The sequence below is a fragment of the Streptomyces sp. NPDC050534 genome, from assembly GCF_044457745.1.
In the GTDB taxonomy this organism is placed as follows: Bacteria; Actinomycetota; Actinomycetes; order Streptomycetales; family Streptomycetaceae; genus Streptomyces.
This window is the reverse complement of the sequence record NZ_JBITHF010000002.1, coordinates 484154-508808: the sequence shown is the minus strand read 5'-3', so window position 1 is coordinate 508808 and position 24655 is coordinate 484154. Positions and strand designations below refer to the sequence as shown.

22 protein-coding genes are annotated in these 24655 nt (G+C 71.5%); 10 read left to right on the top strand and 12 right to left on the bottom strand.

The window, feature by feature from the left end; translation table 11 throughout:
- Positions 1-42 precede the first annotated feature (42 nt).
- Positions 43-840 (top strand): helix-turn-helix domain-containing protein, encoded by a 798-nt coding sequence (locus ACIBN2_RS07810; protein ID WP_399133329.1) that lies wholly within the window; start codon positions 43-45, stop codon positions 838-840.
- Between the two features lie 415 nt (positions 841-1255).
- Here the strand turns inward: ACIBN2_RS07810 and ACIBN2_RS07805 are convergent, their stop codons facing one another.
- The 8 genes from ACIBN2_RS07805 to ACIBN2_RS07770 all read right to left on the bottom strand — a co-directional run bounded on the left by ACIBN2_RS07805 (position 1256) and on the right by ACIBN2_RS07770 (position 7647).
- Positions 1256-1876, bottom strand: a complete 621-nt coding sequence (locus ACIBN2_RS07805; RefSeq protein ID WP_399133328.1) for a TMEM175 family protein — start codon at positions 1874-1876, stop codon at positions 1256-1258.
- A 68-nt stretch (positions 1877-1944) separates the two neighbouring features.
- The gene (locus ACIBN2_RS07800) at positions 1945-3312 is read right to left on the bottom strand and encodes a nucleobase:cation symporter-2 family protein (RefSeq protein WP_399133327.1); all 1368 of its coding nucleotides are present in this window, start codon (positions 3310-3312) and stop codon (positions 1945-1947) included.
- Positions 3313-3546: 234 nt separating this feature from the next.
- Positions 3547-4926 (bottom strand): 8-oxoguanine deaminase, encoded by a 1380-nt coding sequence (locus ACIBN2_RS07795; RefSeq protein WP_399133326.1) that lies wholly within the window; start codon positions 4924-4926, stop codon positions 3547-3549.
- A gap of 136 nt (positions 4927-5062) precedes the next feature.
- Positions 5063-5986: a factor-independent urate hydroxylase gene (pucL, locus tag ACIBN2_RS07790; RefSeq protein WP_399133325.1), complete on the bottom strand. Its 924-nt coding sequence runs from the start codon at positions 5984-5986 to the stop codon at positions 5063-5065.
- A 4-nt stretch (positions 5987-5990) separates the two neighbouring features.
- The gene (gene uraH, locus ACIBN2_RS07785; protein WP_399133323.1) at positions 5991-6383 is read right to left on the bottom strand and encodes a hydroxyisourate hydrolase; all 393 of its coding nucleotides are present in this window, start codon (positions 6381-6383) and stop codon (positions 5991-5993) included.
- Positions 6384-6386: 3 nt separating this feature from the next.
- Positions 6387-6899: a 2-oxo-4-hydroxy-4-carboxy-5-ureidoimidazoline decarboxylase gene (gene uraD / locus ACIBN2_RS07780; RefSeq protein ID WP_399133322.1), complete on the bottom strand. Its 513-nt coding sequence runs from the start codon at positions 6897-6899 to the stop codon at positions 6387-6389.
- 122 nt (positions 6900-7021) lie between these two features.
- Positions 7022-7390, bottom strand: coding sequence for a helix-turn-helix domain-containing protein (locus ACIBN2_RS07775; RefSeq protein ID WP_399133321.1), 369 nt, complete (start codon positions 7388-7390; stop codon positions 7022-7024).
- Complete coding sequence (locus ACIBN2_RS07770) at positions 7387-7647, bottom strand: hypothetical protein (RefSeq protein WP_399133320.1); 261 nt, start codon at positions 7645-7647, stop codon at positions 7387-7389. Before ACIBN2_RS07770 ends, ACIBN2_RS07775 begins: the two co-directional genes overlap by 4 nt.
- Positions 7648-7797: 150 nt before the next feature.
- Between ACIBN2_RS07770 and ACIBN2_RS07765 the strand changes: the two genes are divergently transcribed.
- From ACIBN2_RS07765 to ACIBN2_RS07745, 5 genes are all read left to right on the top strand, one after another.
- Positions 7798-8637 (top strand): TIM barrel protein, encoded by an 840-nt coding sequence (locus ACIBN2_RS07765; protein ID WP_399133319.1) that lies wholly within the window; start codon positions 7798-7800, stop codon positions 8635-8637.
- 46 nt (positions 8638-8683) lie between these two features.
- Positions 8684-9574 (top strand): 2-hydroxy-3-oxopropionate reductase, encoded by an 891-nt coding sequence (locus ACIBN2_RS07760; protein ID WP_399133318.1) that lies wholly within the window; start codon positions 8684-8686, stop codon positions 9572-9574.
- Between the two features lie 187 nt (positions 9575-9761).
- A complete protein-coding gene (locus ACIBN2_RS07755; RefSeq protein WP_399133317.1) occupies positions 9762-11234 on the top strand; it encodes a catalase in 1473 nt (490 codons plus the stop codon).
- Between the two features lie 369 nt (positions 11235-11603).
- Complete coding sequence (locus ACIBN2_RS07750; protein ID WP_399133316.1) at positions 11604-11843, top strand: hypothetical protein; 240 nt, start codon at positions 11604-11606, stop codon at positions 11841-11843.
- A gap of 59 nt (positions 11844-11902) precedes the next feature.
- Complete coding sequence (locus ACIBN2_RS07745) at positions 11903-12559, top strand: TIGR04222 domain-containing membrane protein (RefSeq protein WP_399133315.1); 657 nt, start codon at positions 11903-11905, stop codon at positions 12557-12559.
- Positions 12560-12628: 69 nt separating this feature from the next.
- Here the strand turns inward: ACIBN2_RS07745 and gcl are convergent, their stop codons facing one another.
- Positions 12629-14413: a glyoxylate carboligase gene (gcl, locus tag ACIBN2_RS07740; RefSeq protein WP_399133314.1), complete on the bottom strand. Its 1785-nt coding sequence runs from the start codon at positions 14411-14413 to the stop codon at positions 12629-12631.
- A gap of 205 nt (positions 14414-14618) precedes the next feature.
- On the opposite strand from gcl, the gene ACIBN2_RS07735 reads away from it, so the two are divergent.
- The gene (locus ACIBN2_RS07735; RefSeq protein ID WP_399133313.1) at positions 14619-15308 is read left to right on the top strand and encodes a hypothetical protein; all 690 of its coding nucleotides are present in this window, start codon (positions 14619-14621) and stop codon (positions 15306-15308) included.
- Between the two features lie 31 nt (positions 15309-15339).
- Here ACIBN2_RS07735 and ACIBN2_RS07730 read toward each other — a convergent pair whose 3' ends face one another.
- Both ACIBN2_RS07730 and ACIBN2_RS07725 read right to left on the bottom strand, forming a co-directional pair.
- A complete protein-coding gene (locus ACIBN2_RS07730) occupies positions 15340-16929 on the bottom strand; it encodes an AMP-binding protein (protein WP_399133312.1) in 1590 nt (529 codons plus the stop codon).
- On the bottom strand, positions 16926-18602 hold the full coding sequence (locus tag ACIBN2_RS07725; protein ID WP_399133311.1) for an AMP-binding protein: 1677 nt from the start codon (positions 18600-18602) through the stop codon (positions 16926-16928). The genes ACIBN2_RS07730 and ACIBN2_RS07725 overlap by 4 nt, the downstream gene beginning before the upstream one ends.
- A 127-nt stretch (positions 18603-18729) precedes the next feature.
- Here ACIBN2_RS07725 and ACIBN2_RS07720 point away from each other — a divergent pair, with 127 nt between their 5' ends.
- From ACIBN2_RS07720 to ACIBN2_RS07710, 3 genes are all read left to right on the top strand, one after another.
- Entirely contained in the window at positions 18730-19563 is an 834-nt protein-coding gene (locus tag ACIBN2_RS07720) for a response regulator transcription factor (protein ID WP_399133310.1), read from the top strand.
- A gap of 159 nt (positions 19564-19722) precedes the next feature.
- Positions 19723-22563, top strand: a complete 2841-nt coding sequence (locus tag ACIBN2_RS07715; RefSeq protein ID WP_399133309.1) for an AAA family ATPase — start codon at positions 19723-19725, stop codon at positions 22561-22563.
- Between the two features lie 204 nt (positions 22564-22767).
- Complete coding sequence (locus ACIBN2_RS07710) at positions 22768-23559, top strand: S1 family peptidase (protein WP_399133308.1); 792 nt, start codon at positions 22768-22770, stop codon at positions 23557-23559.
- Positions 23560-23688: 129 nt separating this feature from the next.
- Here ACIBN2_RS07710 and ACIBN2_RS07705 read toward each other — a convergent pair whose 3' ends face one another.
- On the bottom strand, positions 23689-24555 hold the full coding sequence (locus tag ACIBN2_RS07705) for a LysR family transcriptional regulator (RefSeq protein ID WP_399133307.1): 867 nt from the start codon (positions 24553-24555) through the stop codon (positions 23689-23691).
- Positions 24556-24655: the final 100 nt, after the last annotated feature.

Sequence of the window (24655 nt, the reverse complement as noted above, 5' to 3'; positions counted from 1 at the left end):
TGGGCCGCCCGGACGGCCCTGCCGCGCGCTTACGGTGGAGAGGTGACGAACGCCGTGTTCCGAGAGGTCCTGCCCACGCCGGAAGTGCTGCGCCCATGGGTGGCCGGCGTCGGGTCCGTGTCGGTCGGGGACGGGCCGACGGAGCCGTTCGTGCATCTGCCGGAGACCACGACCAGGGTGGTGGTCCGCTCCGGGGAGCACGGCGGCCGCGGCGCGCTGGTCGTCGGCCCGCGCGCCCGGGCCTCGTACCACCAGGGCAAGCGCCGGGTGTCCTGCGTGGAGCTGCGGCTCGCGCCCGGCACCGTCCGCCCGCTGCTCGGTGTCCCGGCCGTCGACCTCGTCGGGCGTGCCGTGCCACTGGGTGACCTGCCCGTGCCCGCGCTCCGCCAACTGGCCGACGAGCTGCGAAGGTTGACACCCGAGGAGGCCCTGGCGCATCTCTCGGACGTGCTTCCGGAGCGGCTGGCGGCCGCCGCGGACCGTGCCCGCGTCGAGCTGGTGCGCGCCGGTGTCGAGGCGATGTCCGTACGCAGCGGGCACGTCCCCGGGCCGGTGGGCGACGTGGCGCGCGATCTCGCCGTCAGCGAGCGGCAGTTGCGCAACCTGTTCGCCGAGGGCGTCGGCCTCTCCCCCAAGCACTACGCCCGGATCGACCGCGTGCGCACGGTCCTGGACCACGCCGCGACCCGCTCCTGGGCCGAACTCGCCGCCGCCACCGGCTACTACGACCAGTCCCACATGACGTCCGAATTCCGCACCCTCATGGGCGTGCCGCCCCGCTCGTACTTCACCGGCCGCCTGCCGCGGGCCACGCCCTGCCAGGCGATCCGCCGGGCCTGAAGTCGGGGCCGGCTCCGGGCCGAGACCCGGCCCGAATTCGGATGCGGGCGCGCCCGGACCGCCGGCGGGTTCACCGCCGCCGATCCGGAGCGGCAGACCTTCTACCGTGAACTCAGGCCGATCGGTGAGGAGTTCGTGCCCCAGGCGCTGGCCGTCAGCGGGCTGGACCGGGAACGGCTGAAGGCCGAGGGGCGTTGAACCCGCCGTCGCACCGGGCGAGTTCAACGCCTGGGTCGGCGAGGGGTGCGCCGGTGCGCAGCACGTGATGTGCGCCTACCCGGCCTCGTACGACTGGAGGTTCCTGTACTGGTACCTGATCCGCTTCACCGGTACGAGCCCCTTCGGGCACTCGGGCTGCCTGGACACGAAGACGCTGTACGCGACGAGATCGAGCAGGCGGAGCTGCTCGCCAACCTCATGAAGTGGCCGGGTTCGGACGGGTCGGCACCGGGACCTGGTTGAAGCCGTAGTACAGGGCGAGCAGGCCGTGGGCGGCCAGGGTGAGCGGGGCCGAGACGAAGGCCAGGGCGACCGTGACCGGGTAGGCGAGGGTGCCGAGGGCGAAGCGGGCGCGGGTCGCGCGGGCCGCGGGGATGTCGACGCGGGAGTCGAAGAGGTGGCCGGTGCGGGTCAGGTGCCACCACAGGGCCTGGAAGGTGAGGGCCATCGCCACCATGACCAGGCTGTAGACGGCGGCGGCGACGTGCGAGGGCTCGTCCTCGCGCAGATACTCCGCGAGCATCGCCGTCGGCCAGGGCACCGCGGCCACCACCATCAGGACCAGCAGGTTCAGGAACATCAGGGCGCGGTCGACATGGGCGACGTAACTGAACACCTGGTGGTGGTTGATCCACATGATGCCGATGACCAGGAAGCTCACCACGTAGGCGGCGTACGAGGGCCACTGGGAGCCGAGCGCGTGCCACAGGCTGCCGTGCTCGCCGACCTTCGGGACCTTGATCTCCAGGATGAGCAGGGTGATGGCGATGGCGAACACGCCGTCGCTGAAGGCCTCCACGCGGCCGGACTCGTTCATGGAGGACAGACTGCCCCATCTCCGGTGCGGAGCACGGCGATTACCGTGCCCCGCGGTACCGGGTCGGGTCAGTGGACGGCGGCGATCTGCTCGCCGGCCTCCATGGGGTGGGTGACGTCCTCCTCCTCCCGGCCCTTGCCCAGGTGGTTGAAGACCAGGTTCAGCGCCACCGCCGCCACGCAGCCGGTGGAGATGCCCGAGTCCAGCACGATCCGCGCGGTCTCCGGGAAGGCGTGGTAGAACTCCGGCGCGGTGATCGGGATGATGCCGACGGCGAGCGAGACGGCGACGATCAGGATGTTGTTGTCCTTCTCCAGGCCCGCCTTGGCCAGGGTCTGGATGCCGCTGGCCGCGACCGAACCGAACAGCACCACGCCCGCGCCGCCGAGCACCGGGCGCGGTACGACGGCGATGAGCGAGGCGGCCATCGGGCACAGGCCCATCAGGACCAGGAAGCCGCCGCCGGTGGCGACGACGTACCGGCTGCGGATCTTCGTCATGGCGACCAGGCCGATGTTCTGCGCGAAGGCGCTGCACATGAAGCCGTTGAAGAAGGGGCTGAGGGCCGAGCCGAGGGTGTCGGCGCGCAGCCCGGCCGCGATCGTCCTCTCGTCGGCCGGGCGCTCGACGATCTCGCCCAACGCCAGCATGTCCGCGGTCGATTCGGTCATCGAGACCACCATCACCACACACAGCGAGAGGATCGCGGCGAGGTGGAACTGGGGCGCCCCGAAGTGGAACGGGACCGGGAAGCCGACCACGTCCGCGTCCGCCACCGGGCCGAAGTCCGTGACGCCGAAGGGGATCGCGATCACCGTGCCGGCGACCATGCCGAGCAGGACCGCGATCTGCTTGACGAAGCCGCGGGTGAAGCGGCGAAGCAGCAGCACGATCAGGAGAGTTGTGGCGGCGAGGCCCAGGTAGGTCGCCGAACCGTAGTCGTGTGCGGCGGGGTTGGGTCCCTGCGCCCAGCCGAAGGCCACCGGCAGCAGGGACACGCCTATGAGCGTGATGACCGTGCCGGTGACGACCGGCGGGAAGAAGCGGACCGCCTTGCTGAAGAAGGGGGCGGCCAGGAAGCCCAGCAGACCCGCGACGATCACCGCGCCGAAGATGATCGGCAACGCGTCGGACTTGTCCTTGGTGGAGGCCACGACCGCCGTCATGGGGGCGACACCGGCGAAGGTGACGCCGTTGACGAAGGGAAGCCGTGCGCCGATCTTCCAGATGCCGAGGGTCTGCAGGAAGGTGGCGAGGCCGGCGGTGAAGAGACAGGCGCCGGTGAGGAAGGTGAGATCGGTGGCGGAGAGGCCGATGGCCGCGCCGACGATCAGGGGCGGGGCGACGACCCCCGCGTACATGGCGGCCACGTGCTGCAGGCCGGTTGTCGCCATCTTGAGTGCGGGCAGGCGTTCGTCAACGGGGTGGGCGGCCACTGCGGCTCCTCCGGTCGGTTACACGTCGGCTCTGACGTGGGTGTCAGGGAGGTGGGGCTCAGGTCATGGGGGTACCTCCCGCTCGAGCGAAGTCGAGAGTGGGGGAGGGACCGGGACGGAGACCGTTCCGGGGCGCACGCGTCCACGCGCGCCCCGGAGACGGCCGCCATGGAACCAGTGGGTCCACGGCTACCGGTCGGGGGCCGTCCCCCCCGACCGGAGATCTTCAGCTGTTCAGCCCTGCGCGACGATCCGTGCGAGCCGCTGTGCCTCGTTGCGCGTGGAGCGGGCGATCGCGTCCTCGTCCACGTGCAGCAGGCGGCCGGCCTCGACGATCTGGCGCCCGTTCACGAAGGACGCGGTGACCGGGGCCGCCGCGCCGAAGACCAGTGCGGTCACCGGGTCGGCGATGGAGGCGTGGGCGAGGGTGTCCAGCTTCCACAGCACCAGGTCGGCGAGCTTGCCCGGCTCCAGGGAGCCGGTCTCGGCGGCGCGGCCGAGGACCTGGGCGCCGCCGTACGTGCCGAGGCGCAGGGCCTGGCGGGCGTTGAGGGCCGCTTCCCGGTGCGCGCCGAGGCGGTTGATCAGCAGGGCGTTGCGCAGTTCGGTGTGCAGCTCGCCGGACTCGTTGGACGCCGTGCCGTCGACGCCGAGGCCGACCGGGACGCCGGCCGCCAGCATGTCGGGGACGCGTGCGATACCGGCCGCGAGGCGGGCGTTGGAGGACGGGCAGTGCGCGACACCGGTCTTCGTGCGGCCGAAGGCGGCGATGTCGGAGTCGTTCATGTGGACGCAGTGCGCCATCCACACGTCCTCGCCGAGCCAGCCGGTGGACTCGAAGTAGTCGGTCGGGCCCATGCCGAACAGTTCCTTGCAGAACTGCTCCTCCTCGACCGTCTCCGAGCCGTGGGTGTGCAGGCGCACCCCGAGGCGGCGGGCCAAGGCGGCTCCCTCACGCAGGAGTTCGGTGGAGACGGAGAAGGGCGAGCAGGGAGCCACGGCCACCTGGGTCATCGCGTCGAAGGAGGCGTCGTGGTGCTCCTTGACAGTCTGCTCGGTCGCGGCGAGGGCCCCTTCCAGGGTCTCGACGGCGAAGTCCGGGGGCAGGCCGCCGTCCTTCTCGCTGCGGTCCATGGAGCCGCGGGCGAGGGTGAAGCGGACGCCCGTCTCGCGGGCGGCGCGGATGATCGCGCCGGACAGGTCGCCGGAGTTCTTGGGGTAGACGTAGTGGTGGTCCATGGCGGTGGTCACGCCGCCGCGGGCCATCATCGCCAGGGAGCCCTGGGCGGCCGCGTACACCATCGGCTCGTCGATGCGCGCCCAGGTGGGGTACAGCGCGACGAGCCAGTTGAAGAGGTTGTGGTCGGTGGCCAGGCCCCGGGTGATCCACTGGTAGTAGTGGTGGTGGGTGTTGACCAGGCCGGGGGTCACCAGATGGCCGGAGGCGTCGATACGGCGTGCGACGTTCTCCAGGCCCTCGGGGGCCCTGCCCGCGCCGAGCGCCTCGATGCGGTTGCCGGCGATGACGACGTGTCCGTGTCCGTACTCGGTGTCGTGCGCGTCGACCGTCGCGATCGAACAGTTCTCGATGACGATGCGCTGGGCTGCTGCCATGGTTCGTCCTTTTCGCTCAATGGACTTGTGAGGAGGGCACGGCAGGACCCCGGGAGTTTTGAGTGCCGTGACCGGGGATGCGGGGAGGCGGTTCCCCCGGTCACGGGTGCCGAAAGAGGGTTCCCTCGGGGGGAGATCAGAGGTTGGTGAGGTCCACCGGGATCTTCGGCTCGCAACCGTCCCGCAGGATCGTCGCCTCGATCAGGCCGTAGGGGCGGTCGGCGGCGAAGTACACCTCATTGTCGTTCTTCAGCCCGAAGGGCTCCAGGTCGACGAGGAAGTGGTGCTTGTTCGGCAGCGAGAAGCGGACCTCGTCGATCTCGCTGCGGTTGTTGATGATGCGCGAACCCATCTGGTACAGCGTCTGCTGCAGCGAGAGCGAGTACGTCTCGGCGAAGGCCTGGAGCATGTGCTTCCTGGTCTGCTCGTACGACTTCTCCCAGTGGGGCATCTTCTGCTCGTCGTCGGTCCAGTTGAACCGCCAGCGGGCCGAGACCGAGGTCGCCAGGATGCGGTCGTAGGCCTCCTGGAGCGTCGTGTACTTGTCCTTGACGTAGCCCCAGAACTCGGAGTTGGTCGAGTTCATCACCGTCAGGTCCTTGAGGCCGGAGACGACCTCCCAGTTCTGACCGTCGTAGGTGATCTGGGTCAGGCGGGTCTCCCGGCCCTGCTTCACGAACGAGTGCTTGACCTCGTCCGCGCCGATGAACTGCGAGTTGGCGTCTGATGCCTCGATCCGCTCCCAGGCGTACTCCTCGATGCGGATACGGGCCTGGTGGATCGGCTCCTGGCTCGTCACGAAGTGCCGGGCCAGGTGGATGCCGAACTGCTCGGCCGACTCGATGCCGTGCTCCTTGGCGAAGGCGAACACCGTGTTCTTGGTGGTGTCGGTCGGCAGCACGTTGGCGTTGGAGCCGGAGTAGTGGACCTCGTCCATGTCGCCGGAGAGGGCGACCGAGACGTTGAGGTCCTTGATGTGGTGGGTGGCGCCGTCCCGCGTGATCTTTACGACTCGGTTCTCGGCCTTGCCGTACTGGTTCTGTCCCAGGATCGTGGGCATTTAGCTAGCTCCCTCGGTATACGGAGTAGCCGAACGGGTTGAGCAGCAGCGGTACGTGGTAATGCTCCCCGGGCTTCACGGCGAAGGTGATCGCCACCTCGGGGAAGAACACGGCACCGCTGTCCCGATTCGCGGGGGCGTCCTGCTGCGCATCGGCTTGCTTCTTCTCGAAATACGCTTCGACCGCGAAGTCGAGGCGTACGTGTGTCGTTCCTTCCGGCAGCGCCGGCAGGTCCTTGCACCGGCCGTCCGCGTCGGTCGCGGAGCCGCCGAGCCCCTGCCAGTCCGCCTCGCGCCCGCTGCGGGCCGCGAGCCGGACGGCGACGCCCTCGGCGGGGCGGCCGACGCTGGTGTCCAGGATGTGCGTGGACACGGAAGCGGTGGTGCTGGTGCTCATGGGTCAGGCTTCCTCTTCGACGAGTCGGGCCAGTCGGATGCGGTTGATCTTGCCCAGCTCGACGCGGACGATCTCCCGTTCCTGATCCGGCGAGTTGCCGATCCGCTCCTTGACGGCGTCGCGCATCTGCTCGCCGGTCCGGCCGGTGGCGCAGATGAGGAAGACATGGCCGAACTTCTCCTGGTAGGCCAGGTTCAGTTCGAGCATCTCCGCCCTGAGCCCGTCGGAGGCGCCGGCCATGCCGCGCTGCTCCCGTGCCGAGGCGGGGTCCCCCGGCTTGGGGCGGCCGATCGGCGGGTGCCCGGCCATCGCCTCGGCGAGGTCCGCGGCCGTCAACTCGGCCATGGCGGCGTCACTGGCGGTGAGGAGCTCGTCGGCGGTGGCGTACGGACGGGCGGCGGTCAGCCGCTGCGCCCAGGCGGTGGAGGCGCACGCCTCGCGGAGAACGGCGAGGGCCGCGTGCTCCTCCAGTGCGTTGAACCGGGGCAGGCCCGGGGGCGTGGAAGTCGAAGTCACGGGTGCCTCCGTGGCCGCGTAGGGCCTTCGTGCTGAACGGGCGTGCCGATAGCTAACGCCCTCGGCAACGAGCCGTCAACACTTTGTTGAAAATTCGCGGCAACGAAAACGGGCCGGTCGCCTCAGGCGCCTTTGTCCCGGTTCAGGTAGTTGTACACCGTGAAGCGGCTCACGCCGAGGGCGCTCGCGACGGTCTCCACGCCGTGCCGTACGGAGAAGGCGCCGCGCGCCTCGAGTATCCGCACGACCTCCTGCTTGGCCTTGCGGTCCAGGTCGGCCAGCGGCATGCCCTGCTTGCGCTCCATCGCGGCCAGGATGTGGTCCAGGGAGTCCGCGAGCTGGGGCAGCCGCACGGCGACCGCATCGGCGCCCTGCCAGGAGAGCACGACGTCGTCGGGACCGGCCTCGTCGGGCGGGAGGAGCTCGCCGCCCATGGCGTCGACCAGCGGCTTCACGGCCGTGATGAACGGTTCGTCCCCGGTGCCGGTCACTCGGCGCCCTCCCCGGCCGCGTCGACCACGTTGACCTGCAGCGAGATCCGGGTGGCGCCGGCCTTCAGCGTCTTGCGCAGCAGCGCGTCCACGGCGGTGAGCACGGCGTCCGCGCCGCCCTCCGCCGTGTTGCCGAACGGCCCGACGTCCACCGCGTCCAGCTCGGCCGCCTCGATCACCTCGCGGGCGGCCACCGCGTGCGCGGGCGCCTCGTCGAGGTCGAACGGCTCGGTCGTGAACTCCACTCTCAATCGCACGCGCACAACCTAACGCCATGGCGGTCCTCATAGGTCGCCGGTTTGCGCGGGTGCTCTTGACAGGTCTCCCCGGTCGCAGGCAGTCTTCCATTAAGCAGAAACGAACTTCCGTATTACGGAATCACTACACGGAAGGGAGCGCCGACCCACATGGGATTTGCAGAGCAGCGCTTCAACGTCAACCTGTCGATCCTCTTCACGGAACTCCCGCTCCTGGAACGCCCCGCGGCCGCGGCCGCGGCGGGCTTCACCGCGGTCGAGCTGTGGTGGCCCTGGGTCGACTCCCCCACCCCCGGGCAGTCCGAGCTCGACGCCCTGAAGAAGGCGATCGAGGACGCGGGCGTCCGGCTCACGGGCCTGAACTTCTACGCCGGGCAGCTGCCCGGCCCCGACCGGGGCGCACTGTCGATCCCGGGCGAGGAGTCGGAGAGGTTCCGCGCCAACATCGACGTGGCGGCGGACTTCGCGCAGTCGCTCGGCTGCACGGCGCTCAACGCGCTGTACGGCAACCGCGTCGGCGGCGTCGACCCGGCCGAGCAGGACGCGCTGGCCCTGGAGAACCTGGTCCTCGCGGCCCGAGCGGCCGACCGCATCGGCGCGATCCTGCTGATCGAGACGCTCAACCAGCCGGAGTCGCCGCTGTATCCGCTGGTCAGCGCCCCGGCCGGGATCGGCGTCGTCGACAACGTCAACGACGCGACGGGCCTCGGCAACGCGCGCTTCCTCATGGACCTCTACCACCTGTCCATGAACGGCGAGGACCTGCCGGCGGTGATCGAGCGGTACGCGGCCAAGACCGGCCATGTGCAGATCGCCGACAACCCGGGGCGTGGTGCGCCGGGCACGGGCTCGCTGCCGCTGCAGGAGCTCCTCGACCAGCTGAGGAAGGCCGGTTACGAGGGCTGGGTCGGCCTGGAGTACAAGCCGGGCGACAAGCCGAGTTCCGAGGCCTTCGAGTGGCTCCCGCGCGAGGCCCGCGCCGCCCGCTGAGCCCAACCCCCTGACGCAGCACAGCAGTGAGAGAGGCACCCCCGATATGAGCAACCTCCCCAAGATCGCCTGGATAGGCCTCGGCATCATGGGCTCCCCCATGTCCGAGAACCTGATCAAGGCGGGTTACGACGTCACCGGCTTCACGCTGGAGCAGGACAAGCTGGACCGGCTGGCCGCGGCCGGCGGCACCGTCGCCGGCTCGATCGCCGAGGCGGTCGGGGACGCCGACGTGATCGTCACGATGGTGCCGGCCTCCCCCCAGGTCGAGGCCATCTCCTACGGCCCCGACGGCATCCTGGAGAACGCGAGGCCCGGCGCGCTGCTGATCGACATGTCGTCGATCACCCCGCAGACCTCCGTCGACCTGGCGAAGGCCGCCGCGGACAAGGGCATCCGCGTGCTGGACGCGCCCGTGTCCGGCGGTGAGGCCGGGGCCGTGGAGGCCGTGCTGTCCATCATGGTCGGCGGCGAGCAGGCCGACTTCGACACCGCGAAGCCGCTCTTCGAGGCGCTGGGCAAGACCATCGTGCTGTGCGGCCCGCACGGCTCGGGCCAGACCGTGAAGGCCGCCAACCAGCTGATCGTCGCCGTGAACATCCAGGCGTGCGCCGAGGCCGTGGTCTTCCTGGAGAAGTCGGGCGTGGACCTGAAGGCCGCGCTGGACGTCCTGAACGGCGGCCTCGCGGGCTCGACCGTGCTGACGCGGAAGAAGGACAACTTCCTGAACCGCGACTTCAAGCCGGGCTTCCGTATCGACCTGCACCACAAGGACATGGGCATCGTCACCGACGCCGCCCGCAACGTGGGCGCCTCGCTGCCCGTCGGCGCCGTGGTGGCCCAGCTGGTCGCCAGCCTGCGCGCCCAGGGCGACGGCGGCCTGGACCACTCGGCCCTGCTGCGGGCCGTGGAGCGCCTCTCCGGCGCCCAGCTCTGACGCAGCCACGGACTTCCGGGCGGCGCCGCCGCTGACATCTGTCCTGTCGCGCCCAGGCGTCGGCGCCGCCCGGAATCAACTTCAACAAACTGTTGACGTTCAGTTTGCCCCACTTCTAGGCTCCACCAAGCGGAAGAAGTTTTCCGCTGCCACCCGCACGGAAGTGCTGACGCACGGAAGGTCCACGATGTCGAAGCGCGTGCCCACGACGCGAACGCTCACCACGGAGTCCGGCGCCCCGGTCGCCGACAACCAGAATTCCGCCTCCGCCGGCATCGGCGGCCCGCTCCTCCTCCAGGACCAGCACCTGCTGGAGAAGCTGGCGCGCTTCAACCGCGAGCGCATCCCGGAGCGCGTGGTGCACGCCCGCGGCTCGGGCGCCTACGGCTACTTCGAGGTGACCGACGACGTCACCGGCTTCACGCACGCCGACTTCCTGAGCAGCGTCGGCAGGCGCACCGAGGTGTTCCTGCGCTTCTCGACCGTGGCCGACTCGCTCGGCGGCGCGGACGCGGTCCGCGACCCGCGCGGCTTCGCGGTCAAGTTCTATACCGAAGAGGGCAATTACGACCTCGTCGGGAACAACACCCCGGTGTTCTTCATCAAGGACCCGATCAAGTTCCCCGACTTCATCCACTCCCAGAAGCGCGACCCCTTCACGGGCCGCCAGGAGGCGGACAACGTCTGGGACTTCTGGGCGCACTCCCCCGAGGCCACGCACCAGGTGACCTGGCTGATGGGCGACCGCGGCATCCCGGCGTCGTACCGCCACATGAACGGCTACGGCTCGCACACCTACCGGTGGACGAACGCCGAGGGCGAGTCCTTCTTCGTCAAGTACCACTTCAAGACCAACCAGGGCGTGCGCTGCCTGAGCAGCGAGCAGGCCGCGGAGATCGCGGGCAAGGACCCCAACTCGCACCAGACGGACCTGCTGCAGGCCATCGAGCGGGGCGTGAACCCGAGCTGGACGCTGTACGTGCAGCTCATGCCGGCGGCCGAGGCGGCCGACTACCGCTTCAACCCGTTCGACCTGACCAAGGTGTGGCCGCACAAGGACTACCCGCTCCAGCGCGTCGGCCGCCTGGTCCTCGACCGCAACCCGGACAACGTCTTCGCCGAGGTCGAGCAGGCCGCGTTCTCCCCGAACAACTTCGTTCCCGGCATCGGCCCTTCGCCGGACAAGATGCTCCAGGGCCGGCTGTTCGCCTACGCGGACGCCCACCGCTACCGCCTGGGCGTCAACCACACGCTGCTGGCCGTCAACGCCCCGAAGGCGACCGTCGCGAACAACTACGGCCGCGACGGCCTCATGGCGGTCAACTCCCAGGGCCGGTACGCCAGGAACTACGAGCCGAACTCCTACGACGGCCCGATGGAGACCGGCCGCCCGCTGTCGGCGCCGCTGGCCGTCAGCGGCCACACGGGCACCCACGAGGCGCCCCTGCACACCAAGGACGACGACTTCGTCCAGGCGGGCGAGCTGTACCGCCTGATGTCGGCCGAGGAGAAGTCCCGACTGATCGCCAACATCGCCGGCGGCCTCTCACAGGTCACCCGCGACGACGTGATCGAGAAGAACCTGGCCCACTTCCACGCCGCCGACCCGGAGTACGGCAAGCGCGTGGAGGAGGCGGTCCGCGCCCTGCGCGAGGACTGACACAGACGGCCCGCGCACGACCGTACGGCCCGGATGAGGGGTGGCCGGCCGGACGTGCGCGGGCGGGGCAAGGACCGCGGCGGCTTGCGAGCCAGTGCGGTGGTGAAGGTCCCGGGCCCTCCTTCTTCGACCTGAGGGAAGGAGTGCCGCGGTTCTGTCGCATCCGCCGCGGTCCCAGCCGTTTGACGCAGTGCCCCACGACTCCGTCCGGCGGCGCGAACGTACTGTCGCGCCCAGCCTCGCACCGCCGGACGGCCACAACGGAATACCTCACCGGCCGGTCGGCGCCGGATGCGGACGGTCCCGCATCCGGCGCCGATTCGGTCTGTCCGGGGTGCGGAACGATTGCTTCCGCAGGAGCCTGGAGGCATGGCACACCCACCGCGGCATCCGCACATCGTGGTGCACTCACCGGCCCTGGACGGGTCACGGCGGGTCACCGAGGGCGACGAGACGCTGGGGATCGCCACGCACGTCGACGACGTGGGCGAGATCCTGCGGCAGGCCGGGCTGTACGTCACCGACGTCGAGAGCAGCGAGCTCATCGAGTGGCAGGGCGGCGGGCCCGACGACTGGCCCGGCCTGTCGGAACACCACGAGGAGGCGTGACCGCGCACCTACGCCGCGGACGTAGGACGTCTACGCAATCCTCAAGAGAAGCTCTGAACATGGTTCAACGCGCTTCAACCACCCCCGTACTCGGGCACATTGAAGTCACGCGGAGCCCGCCGGCACGGGGGCGGCGGGCTTCGCGACGGGGGTGTGCGATGGCCAGGTCCACGACGGTCGTGCTCGAGCCGCACGAGATCGCGCTGATACGGGGCGGCCGCCGGGCCGCGGTCACGGTCGCCGTGCTCGATCTGCATCTGCGCGGCGTGGTCCGCGCGGGCACCATGCGGACCTCGGGACCGGCCACCGGCGCCGCTCTTCCTCCGCTGACCGGCGCCGTGCACGCGGCGCTCTACCGGCCCGCGGGCATGGGCCAGTTGCTGCAGCGGCAGGCCGTCCGCACGGCGCTCGCCGAGGCGCGGGACGACCTCATGTCCGCCGGGCTGCTGCGCGGCTTCCCGCCCGGCCGCACCGGTGCGGCCCGCCGGTCCCTGAGGGAGCTGCGCGACCGGCATCCACTGCCCGCGGACCGGGCCGGTCAGCCGGCGGCGGAGATCCTGTTCGCGGTCGCCCTGTACGGCGACCGGGCGCTGACGGCCCTCGTGCCGCGCTTCACCCGGGAGGCGGGCCTGACCGGCCGGGGCGGCACGACGGAGCGGGAGCTGCCGGGTGCCTCCTGCGGCAGCGGCGGCGGCCTGAGCTGCGCGTCGGTGTGATGCCTCGAGCACGCGCGAAGGGGCGGCCCGTCCCACCGGACGGACCGCCCCTCGTCTGTTCCTCGCGCGTCAGACCTTCAGCGTCCTGATCGAGGTCGGGGCGTGCCCCGGCTCGGTCGCGATCTCCTCGAACTCGGTCACGTTGCCGATGTCGTTGCTGGTCGACATCGAGATGTTGGTGACGCGCTCCAGGATCGCCTCGACGACCACCGGGACCTGGAACTCGGCCGCGAGCTTCTTGGCCTGCTCCAGGGCCGCGCCCAGCTCGGCCGGGTCGGTCACCCGGATCGCCTTGCAGCCGAGACCCTCGGCGACCTTGACGTGGTCGACGCCGTAGACGCCCAGCTCGGGCGAGTTGATGTTCTCGAACTCGAGGTTGACCTGGAAGTCGATCTCGAACGCCCGCTGCGCCTGGCGGATCAGGCCCAGGTAGGAGTTGTTGACCAGGACGTGGACGTACGGGATCTTGTGCTGCGCGCCGACCGCCAGTTCCTCGATCATGAACTGGAAGTCGTAGTCGCCGGAGAGCGCCACGACCTGCGCCTCCGGGTCGGCCTTGGCGACGCCCAGCGCGGCCGGGATGGTCCAGCCGAGAGGGCCCGCCTGGCCGCAGTTGATCCAGTGCCGCGGCTTGAAGACGTGCAGCATCTGGGCGCCGGCGATCTGCGAGAGGCCGATGGTGGAGACGTACCGGGTCTCCGGCCCGAAGGCCTTGTTCATCTCCTCGTAGACCCGCTGCGGCTTGATCGGGATGTCGTCGAAGTGCGTACGGCGCTGGAGGGTCGCCTTCCGCTCCTGCGCGGCGGCGGCCCAGGCACTGCGGTCGGGCAGCCGGCCGGCCGCCTTCAACTCCCTTGCCACCGCGACGAAGAGCTCCAGCGCGGCCTTCGCGTCCGAGGCGATGCCGTAGTCGGGGGCGAAGATCTTGCCGATCTGCGTGGGCTCGACGTCGACGTGCACGAACGTGCGGCCGGCGGTGTAGACGTCCAGCTTGCCGGTGTGGCGGTTGGCCCAGCGGTTGCCGATGCCGAGGACGAAGTCGGACTCCAGGAACGTCGCGTTGCCGTAGCGGTGCGAGGTCTGCAGGCCCACCATGCCGGCGTTCAGCTCGTGGTCGTCGGGCAGGATGCCCCAGCCCATCAGGGTCGGGACGACCGGGGTGCCGGTCAACTCGGCGAATTCGACGAGCAGTTCGGCGGCGTCGGCGTTGATGACGCCGCCGCCGGCGACGATCAGCGGACGCTCGGACTCGTTCAGGAGCGCGATCGCCTTCTCGATCTGGGCGCGGGTCGCGGCCGGCTTGTAGACGGGCAGCGGCGCGTAGGTCTCCGGGTCGAACTCGATCTCGGTGAGCTGCACGTCGATCGGCAGGTCGATCAGGACCGGGCCGGGGCGGCCGGAGCGCATCAGGTGGAAGGCCTGCTGGAAGACGCCTGGCACCTGCGCGGCCTCCAGCACCGTGACCGCCATCTTCGCGACCGGCTTGGCGATCGAGGCGATGTCGACGGCCTGGAAGTCCTCTTTGTGGATCACGGCGGTCGGGGCCTGACCCGTGATGCACAGGATCGGGATGGAGTCGCCGGTGGCGGAGTACAGGCCGGTGATCATGTCGGTGCCGGCCGGGCCGGAGGTGCCGATGCAGACGCCGATGTTGCCCGCGTGCGTACGGGTGTAGCCCTCGGCCATGTGCGAGGCGCCCTCGACATGGCGCGCGAGGGTGTGGTTGACGCCGCCTGCCGCCTTGAGCGCCGCGTAGAAGGGGTTGATCGCCGCGCCGGGCACACCGAACGCGTTGGTGACGCCCTCGCGCTTGAGGATCTCAACTGCCGCGCGGGCAGCGGTCATACGTGCCATGGAGTACTCCTGCTTCGGCTGTCGGATTCGCTCCCGTCGCGCCCCGCGGTGGCTCTTCCGTGTCGACTTCTCGATGTTTTCCACACTGTTTCCGCAATGCGGAAAATTACTTCTACTATCTGGAATCAATGTAAGAGGGTGGGGGAAGGCAGTCAAGAGAGGAAGGCGGCCAAGAGGCGGACAAGCGGGCGCCCGCAGGAGGACGATGAGGGCCATGTCCGAGAGCGTCCCGGTGCGCTGTCCGGCCTGCCGGCGCGAGCACCGGTACACGGCGCCGTCGTACCGCTGCGTGTGCGGCGCCCGCGTCGTGCCCTCGCTGGACCGGCACGGGACCGCGACGGCCGTCACGCACGAGTCCTGGGATGAGGGCTGGGTATCCCTGCGGTGCGCCGACTGCGGCCGCGAGGACCAGTGGCCGCGACCGGAAATGGGCTGCCCGTGCGGCACGCTGCTGCGCGTGCCGATGGCGGAGGGGAGCGCCCCGGCGATGACGGCCACCCGTCCCGAACGCCGCCGCTCCCGCTTCCGGCCCGTCACCATCCACACGGCCCGGGACGCGGTGACGGCCGCCGCCGTGTATCTGCGCTGGCTCGGCTACCGGGACATCCGCCGCGCCGACCAGCGGCCCCCGTCCGGCGTCGGCATCGCGGCCCGCGGCCTGGTGGCGCAGGTCGACCCGACCGCGCGGCCGGCGTCGCTGCGCGACGTGGAGTGCCTGTGGCTGACCGCCATGACGGAGTCGGCGAACTGCGCCTACTTCTCCCTCGCCGGCTACGCCGACGAGGCCCACACCCGCGCCGAGACCCTGGGCATCCCCCTGTTCGTCCTCGACCTCACGGGCACTCCGCAGCCGGTGAACGGCCCTGCGGACGACCTGGACGCCACCGGCCCCTGAGCACCGGTGGCGTCACGTCGGGAAGAAGACCTCAGTCCCCGTACTTCTCCCGCAGCTCCACCTTGCGCACCTTGCCCGACACGGTCATCGGGAAGGCATCCAGGACCTGGAGCAGGCTCGGCACCTTGTAGTGCGCCAGCCGGCCCTCACAGTAGGCGCGTACGTCCTCGAGGGTCGGGGGGTCGGCCGGGTCGCGGGGGATGACGCAGGCGAGGACCTCCTCGCCGTAGCGCTCGTGCGGTACGCCCACGACCTGGACGTCGCGGATCTTCGGGTGACCGTAGAGGAACTCCTCGATCTCACGCGGGTAGATGTTCTCACCGCCGCGGATGATCATGTCCTTGATACGGCCGACGATCTCGACGTAGCCGTCCTCGCGCATCGTCGCCAGGTCGCCGGTGTGCATCCAGCGGCCGGGGTCGACCGCCTCGGCGGTCTTCCCGGGCTCGTTCCAGTAGCCGAGCATCACGCTGTAGCCGCGGGTGCACAACTCGCCTGCGGCGCCGCGCGGTTGGGTCACGCCGGTGGCCGGGTCGACGACCTTCACCTCGATGTGCGGCAGCACGCGGCCGACCGTGCCGGTGCGGTGCTCCAGGTCGTCGTCCCTGCGGGTCTGCAGGGAGACCGGGGAGGTCTCGGTCATGCCGTAGCAGATGGAGACCTCCTCCATGTGCATCTCGGCGACCACCCGCTTCATCACCTCGACCGGGCAGGGCGAGCCCGCCATGATGCCGGTGCGCAGGGAGGTGAGGTCGTAGCCGGCGAAGTCGGGCAGTCCCAGCTCGGCGATGAACATCGTCGGCACCCCGTAGAGCGAGGTGCAGCGCTCCTGCTGGACGGCGTCGAGGGTGGCCTTCGGCTCGAAGGAGGGGGCCGGGATGACGATGCAGGCGCCGTGCGAGGTGGCGGCGAGATTGCACATCACCATGCCGAAGCAGTGGTAGAAGGGCACTGGCACGCAGATCCGGTCCTGCTCGGTGTAGGCGACCAACTCGCCGACGAAGTAACCGTTGTTGAGGATGTTGTGGTGGGAGAGGGTGGCCCCCTTGGGGAAGCCCGTCGTGCCCGAGGTGTACTGGATGTTGATGGGGTCGTCGCAGGACAGCGCCTCGTACGTCACGTCCGGCGTCGCGCGCCCGAGCAGCGCCTGCCAGCCCGGGTCGCCGATGTACACGACCTCGCGCAACTCGGCGCAGCGGCCGCGTACTTCGTCGACCATCGCGCGGTAGTCGCTCGTCTTGTGGCTGAGCGAGGCGAACAGCAGCGAGACACCGGACTGGTTGAGGACGTACTCGACCTCGTGGGTTCGGTAGGCCGGGTTGATGTTCACCATGATCGCGCCGATGCGGGCGGTGGCGTACTGGACCAGGACCCACTCCGGGCAGTTGATCGCCCAGATGCCCACGCGGTCCCCCTTGGCGACCCCGCTCGCGCGCAGCGCCCGCGCCAACTCCTCGACCTCCGCGCCGAATTGGGCGTACGTCCAGCGCCGCCCCGACGGCACGTCGACGAGCGCCTCGCGGTCGGGCCAGGCCGCGACGGCCCGGTCCAGGTTGGCGCCGATGGTGTCCCCGAGCAGGACGGTCCCGCTCGTCCCGTGCGCGTACGACAGTTCACTCACCGGAAGTCCTCCTCGCGGTACTCCTGGTCCGATCCGGCGGCGGTCGCCTCGCGCAGCTCGACGCGGCGGATCTTGCCGGAAACGGTCTTGGGCAGCGCCCCGAACTCCAGCCGGCGGATGCGCTTGTACGGGGCGAGCACCTCGCGGGAGTGCTCGAAGATCACCTTCGCGGTGCCGGGGCCGGGCTGCCAGCCCTCGGCGAGGACCACGTACGCCTTGGGCACGGCGAGACGCAGCTCGTCCGGCGCGGGCACGACGGCCGCCTCGGCCACCGCCTCGTGCTCCAGCAGCGCGCTCTCCAGCTCGAAGGGGCTGATCTTGTAGTCGGACGCCTTGAAGACGTCGTCGCTGCGGCCGACGTAGGTGATGTAGCCGTCGTCGTCCCGCGCACCGATGTCGCCGGTGCGGTAGTAGCCGCCGGCCATCGCCTCCGCCGTGCGCTCCGGGTCGCCGTGGTAGCCCGTCATCAGGCCGACGGGCCGCGCCGACAGGTCGAGCGAGATCTCGCCCTCCGTGGCGCCTGGCGCGCCCGTCACCGGGTCCAGCAGCTCGACCCTGTACCCCGGGCTCGGCCGCCCCATCGATCCGGACTTGAGCTGCTGGCCGGGGCTGTTGGCGATCTGTACGGCCGTCTCGGTCTGCCCGAAGCCGTCCCGCACGGTGACGCCCCAGGCGCGCCGGACCTGCTCGATGACCTCGGGGTTCAGCGGCTCGCCCGCGGCGACGGCCTCGCGCGGCTTGCCGCGCAGCTGGGTGAGGTCGGCCTGGATGAGCATGCGCCAGACGGTCGGCGGGGCGCAGAAGGTGGTGACACCCGCGCGGTCCATCTCGGCCAGCAGGCGGGCGGCGTCGAATCGCGTGTAGTTGTGGATGAAGACGGTCGCCTCGGCGTTCCAGGGCGCGAAGAGGTTGGACCAGGCGTGCTTGGCCCAGCCGGGCGAGGAGATGTTGAGGTGCACGTCGCCGGGCCTGAGCCCGATCCAGTACATGGTGGCCAGATGGCCGATCGGGTACGAGGTGTGGGTGTGCTCGACCAGCTTGGGGCGGGCGGTGGTGCCCGAGGTGAAGTACAGCATCAGCGGGTCGTCGGCCAGCGTCGGGCCGTCCGGCAGGAACTCGGCGGGGGCGACGGCGTACGCGTCCTCGTACGGCTCCCAGCCCTCCAGCGGCAGCCCGCCGACGCAGATGCGGGTGTAGGCGCCGGGGACGTCGTCGAACTTGGCGGCGTCCCCGGCCCGCACGACGACGTGCCCGACGCGGCCCCGCTCGACGCGGTCGCGCAGGTCGGCCGGGCCGAGCAGCGGGGTGGCCGGGATGACCACGGCGCGCAGCTTCATCGCGGCCAGCGCGGTCTCCCACAGCTCGACCTGGTTGCCGAGCATGACGAGGATCCGGTCCTCGGCGCCGACGCCCCGGTCGCGCAGCCAGTTGGCCACCCGGTCGGAGCGCTCGGCCATCTCCGCGAAGGTGACCCGGACCTCGCTGCCGTCCTCCTCGACGATGTGCAGGGCGGTGCGGTCGTTGCCCTCGGCGATGACGTCGAACCAGTCGAGCGCCCAGTTGAAGTGCTCGGGCCTGGGCCAGCTGAACCCCTCGTACGCCTTCGCGTAGTCCTCGCGGTGCTCCAGCAGGAAGTCCCGCGCACTCCGGAAGAGCTCCGTCGCCGTCGTCATCTGTCCACCTCGCCTTTTAGGTCGTTCGGCCGGACCATTGCCGGGCGGCTCTCTGCCATCGTGTAATCCGTGATGCAGGTCTCACTACCCCCGAACGGGGGTGTGTGCTGCAGGAAAGGGCAAGCAGGTGACAGCAGACGCGGCCGGAGCGGTCGAGATACGCAACGCCTTGGTACGGCTGCGACGCGCCACCGGGCTCCCGGTCGCCTTCGGCGGACTGGTGGAGGCGGGCCGCCACCAGGTGCGCATCAGCGAACTCAACGGCGCGGCCACGCTCGCGCTGAGCGGACTCCCGGTGAGCTCCGGAAACGGCCTGGGCGGCCGGGCGATCGCGCTCGCCCGGCCGTGCGCCGTCACGGACTACAGCTCGTCGCCGCAGATCAGCCACGAGTACGACATCCCGGTCGCCACGGAGGGCCTGCGGTCGATCCTCGCGGTGCCGGTGGTCGTACGACGCCGGGTGCGGGGTGTCCTCTACGGCGCCCTGCGCACCGCCCAGCCGCTCGGCGACCGCATCCTGGACGCGGCGATGGTGGTGGCGCGGGACGTGGAGCAGGCGCTGGCCGTCGGGGACGAGGCGCGGAGCCTGGCGGCGGCCGCCCGCGCCGGGCAGGCGCCGGACGCCGCCGCGGGCGCCGCCTGGGAGCAGGTGCGCGAGGCGCACGCGGTCCTGCGCGCGCTGGCGCCACGGATCGCGGACCCGGCGCTGCGGGCGGAACTGCTCGACGCGTGCGAGCTGCTGACGCCGGAGGCCGCCGGCGGGCCGGTGCGCCTGGCCCCCCGTGAGCTGGACGTGCTCGCCTGCGTCGCGGCCGGAGCCACCAACGCGGCAGCCTCGGAGCGGCTGGGACTGCGCCCGGAGACGGTGAAGAGCTACCTGCGCTCGGCGATGCGCAAGCTGGGCACGCACACCCGGGGGGAGGCGGTCGCCGCGGCGCGGCGCACCGGGCTGCTGCCGTAGCCCGGGCCGCCGTCCCGAAGGTCATCTATTCATGCGGACGGGCTTTGAATTTCCCCATGCTGCACCATTGTTATATCCCTCACCGCCTCGTCCGTCCGAATTTCAAGGAGACATTGCCTAGAATTTGGAGGGGACACGACACGTGGAGGGGAGCGGACCGTGCGAGGGGACTTCAGGGAGCCTGCCCGATGCCGCCCCGACCTGGTCATCGGCAGGGACGAGCTGTTGAGGACGGCGCGTGAGCAGCTCGCCCGCGGCGGCAGCGTGCTGCTCCACGGTCCCGCCGGAATAGGAAAGTCGACCGCTCTGCGGGCATTGGCCTCCGAATACGGGACGGCGGCCCGTACGGTGTTGCGCTGCTCGGCGACCGAGTCCGAATCGCATCTCCCCTTCCTGGCCCTCGCGGACCTGTTCGGGCTGGTCGCGGACGAGGTGTCCGACAAGCTCCCGGCCGCACAGCGCACGGCCCTGGAGTCGGCGCTCACCGGCCGCGGCGAGTCCACCCTCCAGCGCGACGGCCTCGCCCTGCGCCTGGCCGTGCTCTCCGTCCTGCGCGCCCTGGCCGCCGGGGGCCCGGTCCTGCTCGTCGCCGACGATCTGCAGTGGCTGGACTCGGCGAGCGCGGAACTCCTCGGCTTCGCCGCCCGCCGCCTCGGCGACACCCCGGTGCAACTGCTGTGCGCGGTGCGCACCGAGGGCCAGGAGTACGACCGGCACCTGGCCGCGTCGCCGCCCGACACCCTGGCCGTCCGGCTCGGGGCACTCTCCCGCGGCCAGGTCTCCGCCCTCCTCGACCACCGCGGCTACACCGGCCTGCCCCGCTCCACGGTCCGCGACATCCACCGCACCAGCGGCGGCAATCCGCTCTTCGCCCTCGAACTGGGCCGCGCCCTGGCCGAGAACCCGACCCCGCCACGGCCCGGCGAGCCGCTGCCGGTGCCCACCTCGCTGCGCACCCTCGTGCTGAACCGGCTGGACCTGCTCTCCGACGAGGCCCGCCGCACGCTTTTGGTGGCCAGCGCCGGCGCCCGGCCCACGCTGGCCCTGCTGCACGCGGCCGGCCGGGACAACGCCGAGGCCGAGACGGTCCAGGCGGCCGAACTCGGGCTGCTGGCAACGGAGCCCGAGGGCCCCGCCGTACGCTTCGCGCACCCGCTGGTCTCCGCCGCGCTGTACGCGGAGGCGCCCGCGCAGGAGCGGCGCGCCGCGCACGCCGCGCTGTCCACGGCGGCCTCGGACCCGATCGAGCGCGCCCGCCACCTCGCCCTCGCGACCACCGGCACCGACCCGGAGGCCGCGGCCCGCCTCGCCGAGGCCGCCGCCCTGGCCCGGGACCGCGGGGCGCCCTCGGTCGCCGCGTCGCTCGGGCTGCTCGCCGCCCGGCACACCCCCGCCGACGACGAGCCGGGCCCGGACGAGCGCCGGCTCCAGGCCGCCGAGGACGCGATCACCGCCGGCGAGGTGGACCTCGCCCGGGACATCGCCCGTGACGTGCTGACCCGGGCCACCGCGCCCGCGGACCGGGTGCGGGCCTGGATGGTCGTCATCGAGGCGGCCGGGCAGGCGCTCGGCGACGTCGACACGGTCTACCCGCAGGCGCTCGCCGACGCCGGCGACGACCCGGGGCTGCTCGCCCTGGTCCACTACCAGCTGGCCTGGCGCGGACTGGTCGTGGAGGGCGACTTCGCGGAGGGCCGGGAGGAGGCCGCGCACGCCGCGGAACTCGCCGCCCGGGCCGGCGACCGCCGCACCGAGCTCCTCGCGCTCGCCTTCCAGGCGCAGACCGAAACCCTGATGGGCCACCCGGACGCCCCCGCGACCATCAAGCGCGCGCTGAAGGAGCCCCAGGACCCGCAGGTCGCGTGCCACCACAACGGCGCGGGCGCGACCCGGTACCGCTGGCTGATCATGAGCGACCAGCTGCCCGAGGCCCGCAGCACCGTCAACGCCCTGCTGCGCGAGGTGCGCCGGCGCGGCATGGTCGAGAGCGAGGTGCACTTCGTGCGTCTGCTCGCCGAGACCGAACTGCGCTCCGGGCATTGCGGCCGGGCCCTCGACCTGGCCCGGGAGAGCATGCGGCTGGCCCGTGACTCCGGAATCGGCGAGATACCCTCCGCCGTCCTCGACTCCCTCACCGAGGCCTCGGGCGGCGACCCGGAACGGGCGCTGGCCCTGGCGCGGGAGGCGGTGGAGCAGGCCGAGCAGGCCGGCGACCAGATGTACGTCTCGCGGGGCCTGACCGCGCTCGGGCACGCCCAACTGGTCGCCGGGGACACCGAGGGCGCGGTGAGCTCACTGCGCCGGGTGCGGGAGCTGGAGCGCGGGCTCGGCATCACCGACCCGGCCCGCGGCCGCTGGCACGGCGACCTCGCCGAGGCGCTCGTACGGACCGGCGAGGTCGACGAGGCGCAGCACCTCCTCGACGTGGCGCGCGCCCACGCCCTGCGGCTCGGGCGCGAGAGCGTGCTGGGGGTGCTGGACAGGGCCGAGGCCCTGGTGCGGGCCGCGCGCGGGGAGCACGAGGCCGCGCTGGCCCAGCTGACGTCGGCACAGGACCGGCTGGGCAAGCTGGGCTACGGCCTGGAGGAGGCACGGGCCGCTTTCGCGCTGGCGTCGCTGCGCGCCGGGCGGCCGGCGCCCGCCACACGTTTCGGCGCCGCGGAGGCGAAACGGGAGGACTCGCCTTACGACGAGGCGGCCCGGCTGTTCCGCCGCTGCCGGGCACTGCCGTGGCTGCGCCAGGTGCAGGCGGCCGCCGCGGCGAGCAGCGTGGAACCGATCGCCCCCGCCGCCACGTCGGAGGGCCTGGAGGGTCTCGCCTCGATGGAACGTCAGGTCGCCGCGCTCGTGATGGAGGGCTCGACCAACCGGGAGATCGCCGCCCGGCTGTTCATCAGCGTGAAGACCGTCGAGGCGACCCTGACCCGGGTCTACCGCAAGCTGGGGATCCGCTCGCGCGTGGATATCGTCCGTTTGGCGGCCGCACGGCGCGCGAAGTGACGGCGCGCCAGGTTAACTGAGGCGGACCGAGGGTTTTCCCTCACCCCAACCCGCTAGGGGGTTCCCTCATTGGGAGCCGGGGTTCCGGGTCCTAGCGTGAAGGACGTGCCGCTCGCCCGGGCATACGGGGGTCGGTCCCGCGACCCCCGTGCTACGCCCCCACCCGCGCGAACCCCCCACCGGCAACCCCCGTTGAGGAGACTCATGTTCGGGCTCACCCGTGCCAGACAGGCAGCGGCAGCAGTGGCCGCGACCGCCGCGGCGGCCGCCACCGCACTGCTCGGCGCGCCTTCCGCGGCAGCCGCGCCTTCGCCCATCGTGGGCGGCACGACCACCACCACAACGGCCTATCCGTTCGTCATGCAGATCACCGACGCCTCGCAGAACCAGTTCTGCGGCGGCACCCTCGTCTCGGCCACCAAGGTGGTCACCGCAGCCCACTGCATGGCCGGGGAGACCCCCGCCGCGGTCCGCGTCGTCGGCGGCCGCACCTACCTCAACGGCACGAACGGCACCGTCAGCAAGGTCAGCGGCATCTGGGTGAACCCCGACTACACGGACGCCACCAAGGGCGACGACGTGGCCGTGCTGACGCTCTCGACGTCCATGCCGTACACACCGGCCAAGTACGTCACGTCCGCCGACACCTCGGTGTACGCGGCCGGCACCACCGCCCGCATCCTCGGATGGGGCACCACCTCGGAGAACGGCAGCTCCTCCAACCAGCTGCGGACCGCGACCGTCCCCGTCGTGGCCGACTCGGGCTGCCAGAGCTCCTACGGTTCGGACTTCGTCCAGTCCGACATGGTTTGCGCCGGATACTCCTCCGGCGGCGTAGACACCTGCCAGGGCGACAGCGGCGGTCCCCTGCTCATCGGGGGCGTCCTGGCAGGGATCACTTCCTGGGGCGAAGGGTGCGCGGAGGCGGGTTACCCGGGTGTCTACACCCGGCTGGCCACCTTCTCCGACCTGGTCACCGAGCAGATCGGCTCATGACCCGGAAGGACTTCTGAGCACCCCTCAGGTGAAAGACAAGGGGGCGTTGCGGGCTACCACGAGCAGCCCGCAGCGCCCCCTTTCCAGTGCGCGCGGCCTGGCCTCCAGTGCGCGCGGCCTGCCCGCGGCTCATCTCTCGTGGTCGCCGCAGGCCAGCAGCAGGGCGTCCAGGTGCGGGGGCGGGGCGGTGGCGGGCACCGCGAGGCCCGTCGGCAGGGCGAGGCCGGGCGCCCGGAACGGCACGAAGGCGACGCGGGGGCCGCGCAGCACGCGCGCGTGGGACGCGTAGACGACCGTCCACGACGGCCGCGTCCCGACACCGGCGAGGGTGTCGCGCAGGGAGCCGCCCGCCGGTCCGCGCAGCGGCTCGAAGCCGGCCTCGCGGCAGGCGCCGACGACCAGGTCGACCAGGGCGGGGTTGTTGCGGCGCTCGGTGAGGCTCAGCGGCAGCCGGGCCAGGTCCCCCACGCCGATCTCCCCGCGCGCGGCGAGCGGGTGCGCGGCCGGGAGCGCGGCCACCAGGGGGTCGGGCCACAGGGGCAGCACGCGTACGCCCGGCACCGGCTCCACGGCCCGTACGAACGCGGCGTCGAGCTGCCCGCCCGCGACCCGGGCCAGCCGTTCGCCGGCCGGGAGCGCGAACAGCTCGACGGGCACGTCGGGCGCGCGGAGGGCGAACGAGGCGAGCACGCGGTCCAGACGCGTGCCGGGTCCCCGGCCGGTGCCGAGTCTGAGGCCGGCCGGCGGGGCGACCGCGGCGCGCGCCTTCTCGGCCGCGGCCAGCACCGTCCGCGCCTCGGGCAGCAGACGCTGCCCCGCCGCCGTGAGCCGCACGCGGCGCGGGGTCCGGTCGAACAACTCGGCGCCCAGCTCCCGTTCCAGACGCTGTATCTGCATGCTCACCGCGGACTGGACGATGTGCAGACGCTCGGCCGCCCGTCCGAAGTGCAGCTCCTCGGCGACCGTGACGAAGCAGGCGAGCTGCCGCAGTTCCATGGACCCGACTCTAGGGCCTGTCGCGAGAGTCCCGCCGTCCGCCCGAAGGGCGGGCCCGGCGGCGTCCGGTGCGTGCTCTCGGCGTGCCGGGCGCAGGCCC

What these genes read in the sequence shown, in the direction of transcription:
- ACIBN2_RS07805 (WP_399133328.1), bottom strand. Translation starts at nt 1,876, where the DNA reads ATGAACGAGTCCGGCCGCGTGGAGGCCTTCAGCGACGGCGTGTTCGCC.
- ACIBN2_RS07795 (WP_399133326.1), bottom strand. Translation starts at nt 4,926, where the DNA reads ATGGCAGCAGCCCAGCGCATCGTCATCGAGAACTGTTCGATCGCGACG.
- pucL (WP_399133325.1), bottom strand. Translation starts at nt 5,986, where the DNA reads ATGCCCACGATCCTGGGACAGAACCAGTACGGCAAGGCCGAGAACCGA.
- uraH (WP_399133323.1), bottom strand. Translation starts at nt 6,383, where the DNA reads ATGAGCACCAGCACCACCGCTTCCGTGTCCACGCACATCCTGGACACC.
- ACIBN2_RS07765 (WP_399133319.1), top strand. Translation starts at nt 7,798, where the DNA reads ATGGGATTTGCAGAGCAGCGCTTCAACGTCAACCTGTCGATCCTCTTC.
- ACIBN2_RS07760 (WP_399133318.1), top strand. Translation starts at nt 8,684, where the DNA reads ATGAGCAACCTCCCCAAGATCGCCTGGATAGGCCTCGGCATCATGGGC.
- ACIBN2_RS07755 (WP_399133317.1), top strand. Translation starts at nt 9,762, where the DNA reads ATGTCGAAGCGCGTGCCCACGACGCGAACGCTCACCACGGAGTCCGGC.
- ACIBN2_RS07750 (WP_399133316.1), top strand. Translation starts at nt 11,604, where the DNA reads ATGGCACACCCACCGCGGCATCCGCACATCGTGGTGCACTCACCGGCC.
- ACIBN2_RS07745 (WP_399133315.1), top strand. Translation starts at nt 11,903, where the DNA reads ATGGTTCAACGCGCTTCAACCACCCCCGTACTCGGGCACATTGAAGTC.
- gcl (WP_399133314.1), bottom strand. Translation starts at nt 14,413, where the DNA reads ATGGCACGTATGACCGCTGCCCGCGCGGCAGTTGAGATCCTCAAGCGC.
- ACIBN2_RS07735 (WP_399133313.1), top strand. Translation starts at nt 14,619, where the DNA reads ATGAGGGCCATGTCCGAGAGCGTCCCGGTGCGCTGTCCGGCCTGCCGG.
- ACIBN2_RS07725 (WP_399133311.1), bottom strand. Translation starts at nt 18,602, where the DNA reads ATGACGACGGCGACGGAGCTCTTCCGGAGTGCGCGGGACTTCCTGCTG.
- ACIBN2_RS07710 (WP_399133308.1), top strand. Translation starts at nt 22,768, where the DNA reads ATGTTCGGGCTCACCCGTGCCAGACAGGCAGCGGCAGCAGTGGCCGCG.
- ACIBN2_RS07705 (WP_399133307.1), bottom strand. Translation starts at nt 24,555, where the DNA reads ATGGAACTGCGGCAGCTCGCCTGCTTCGTCACGGTCGCCGAGGAGCTG.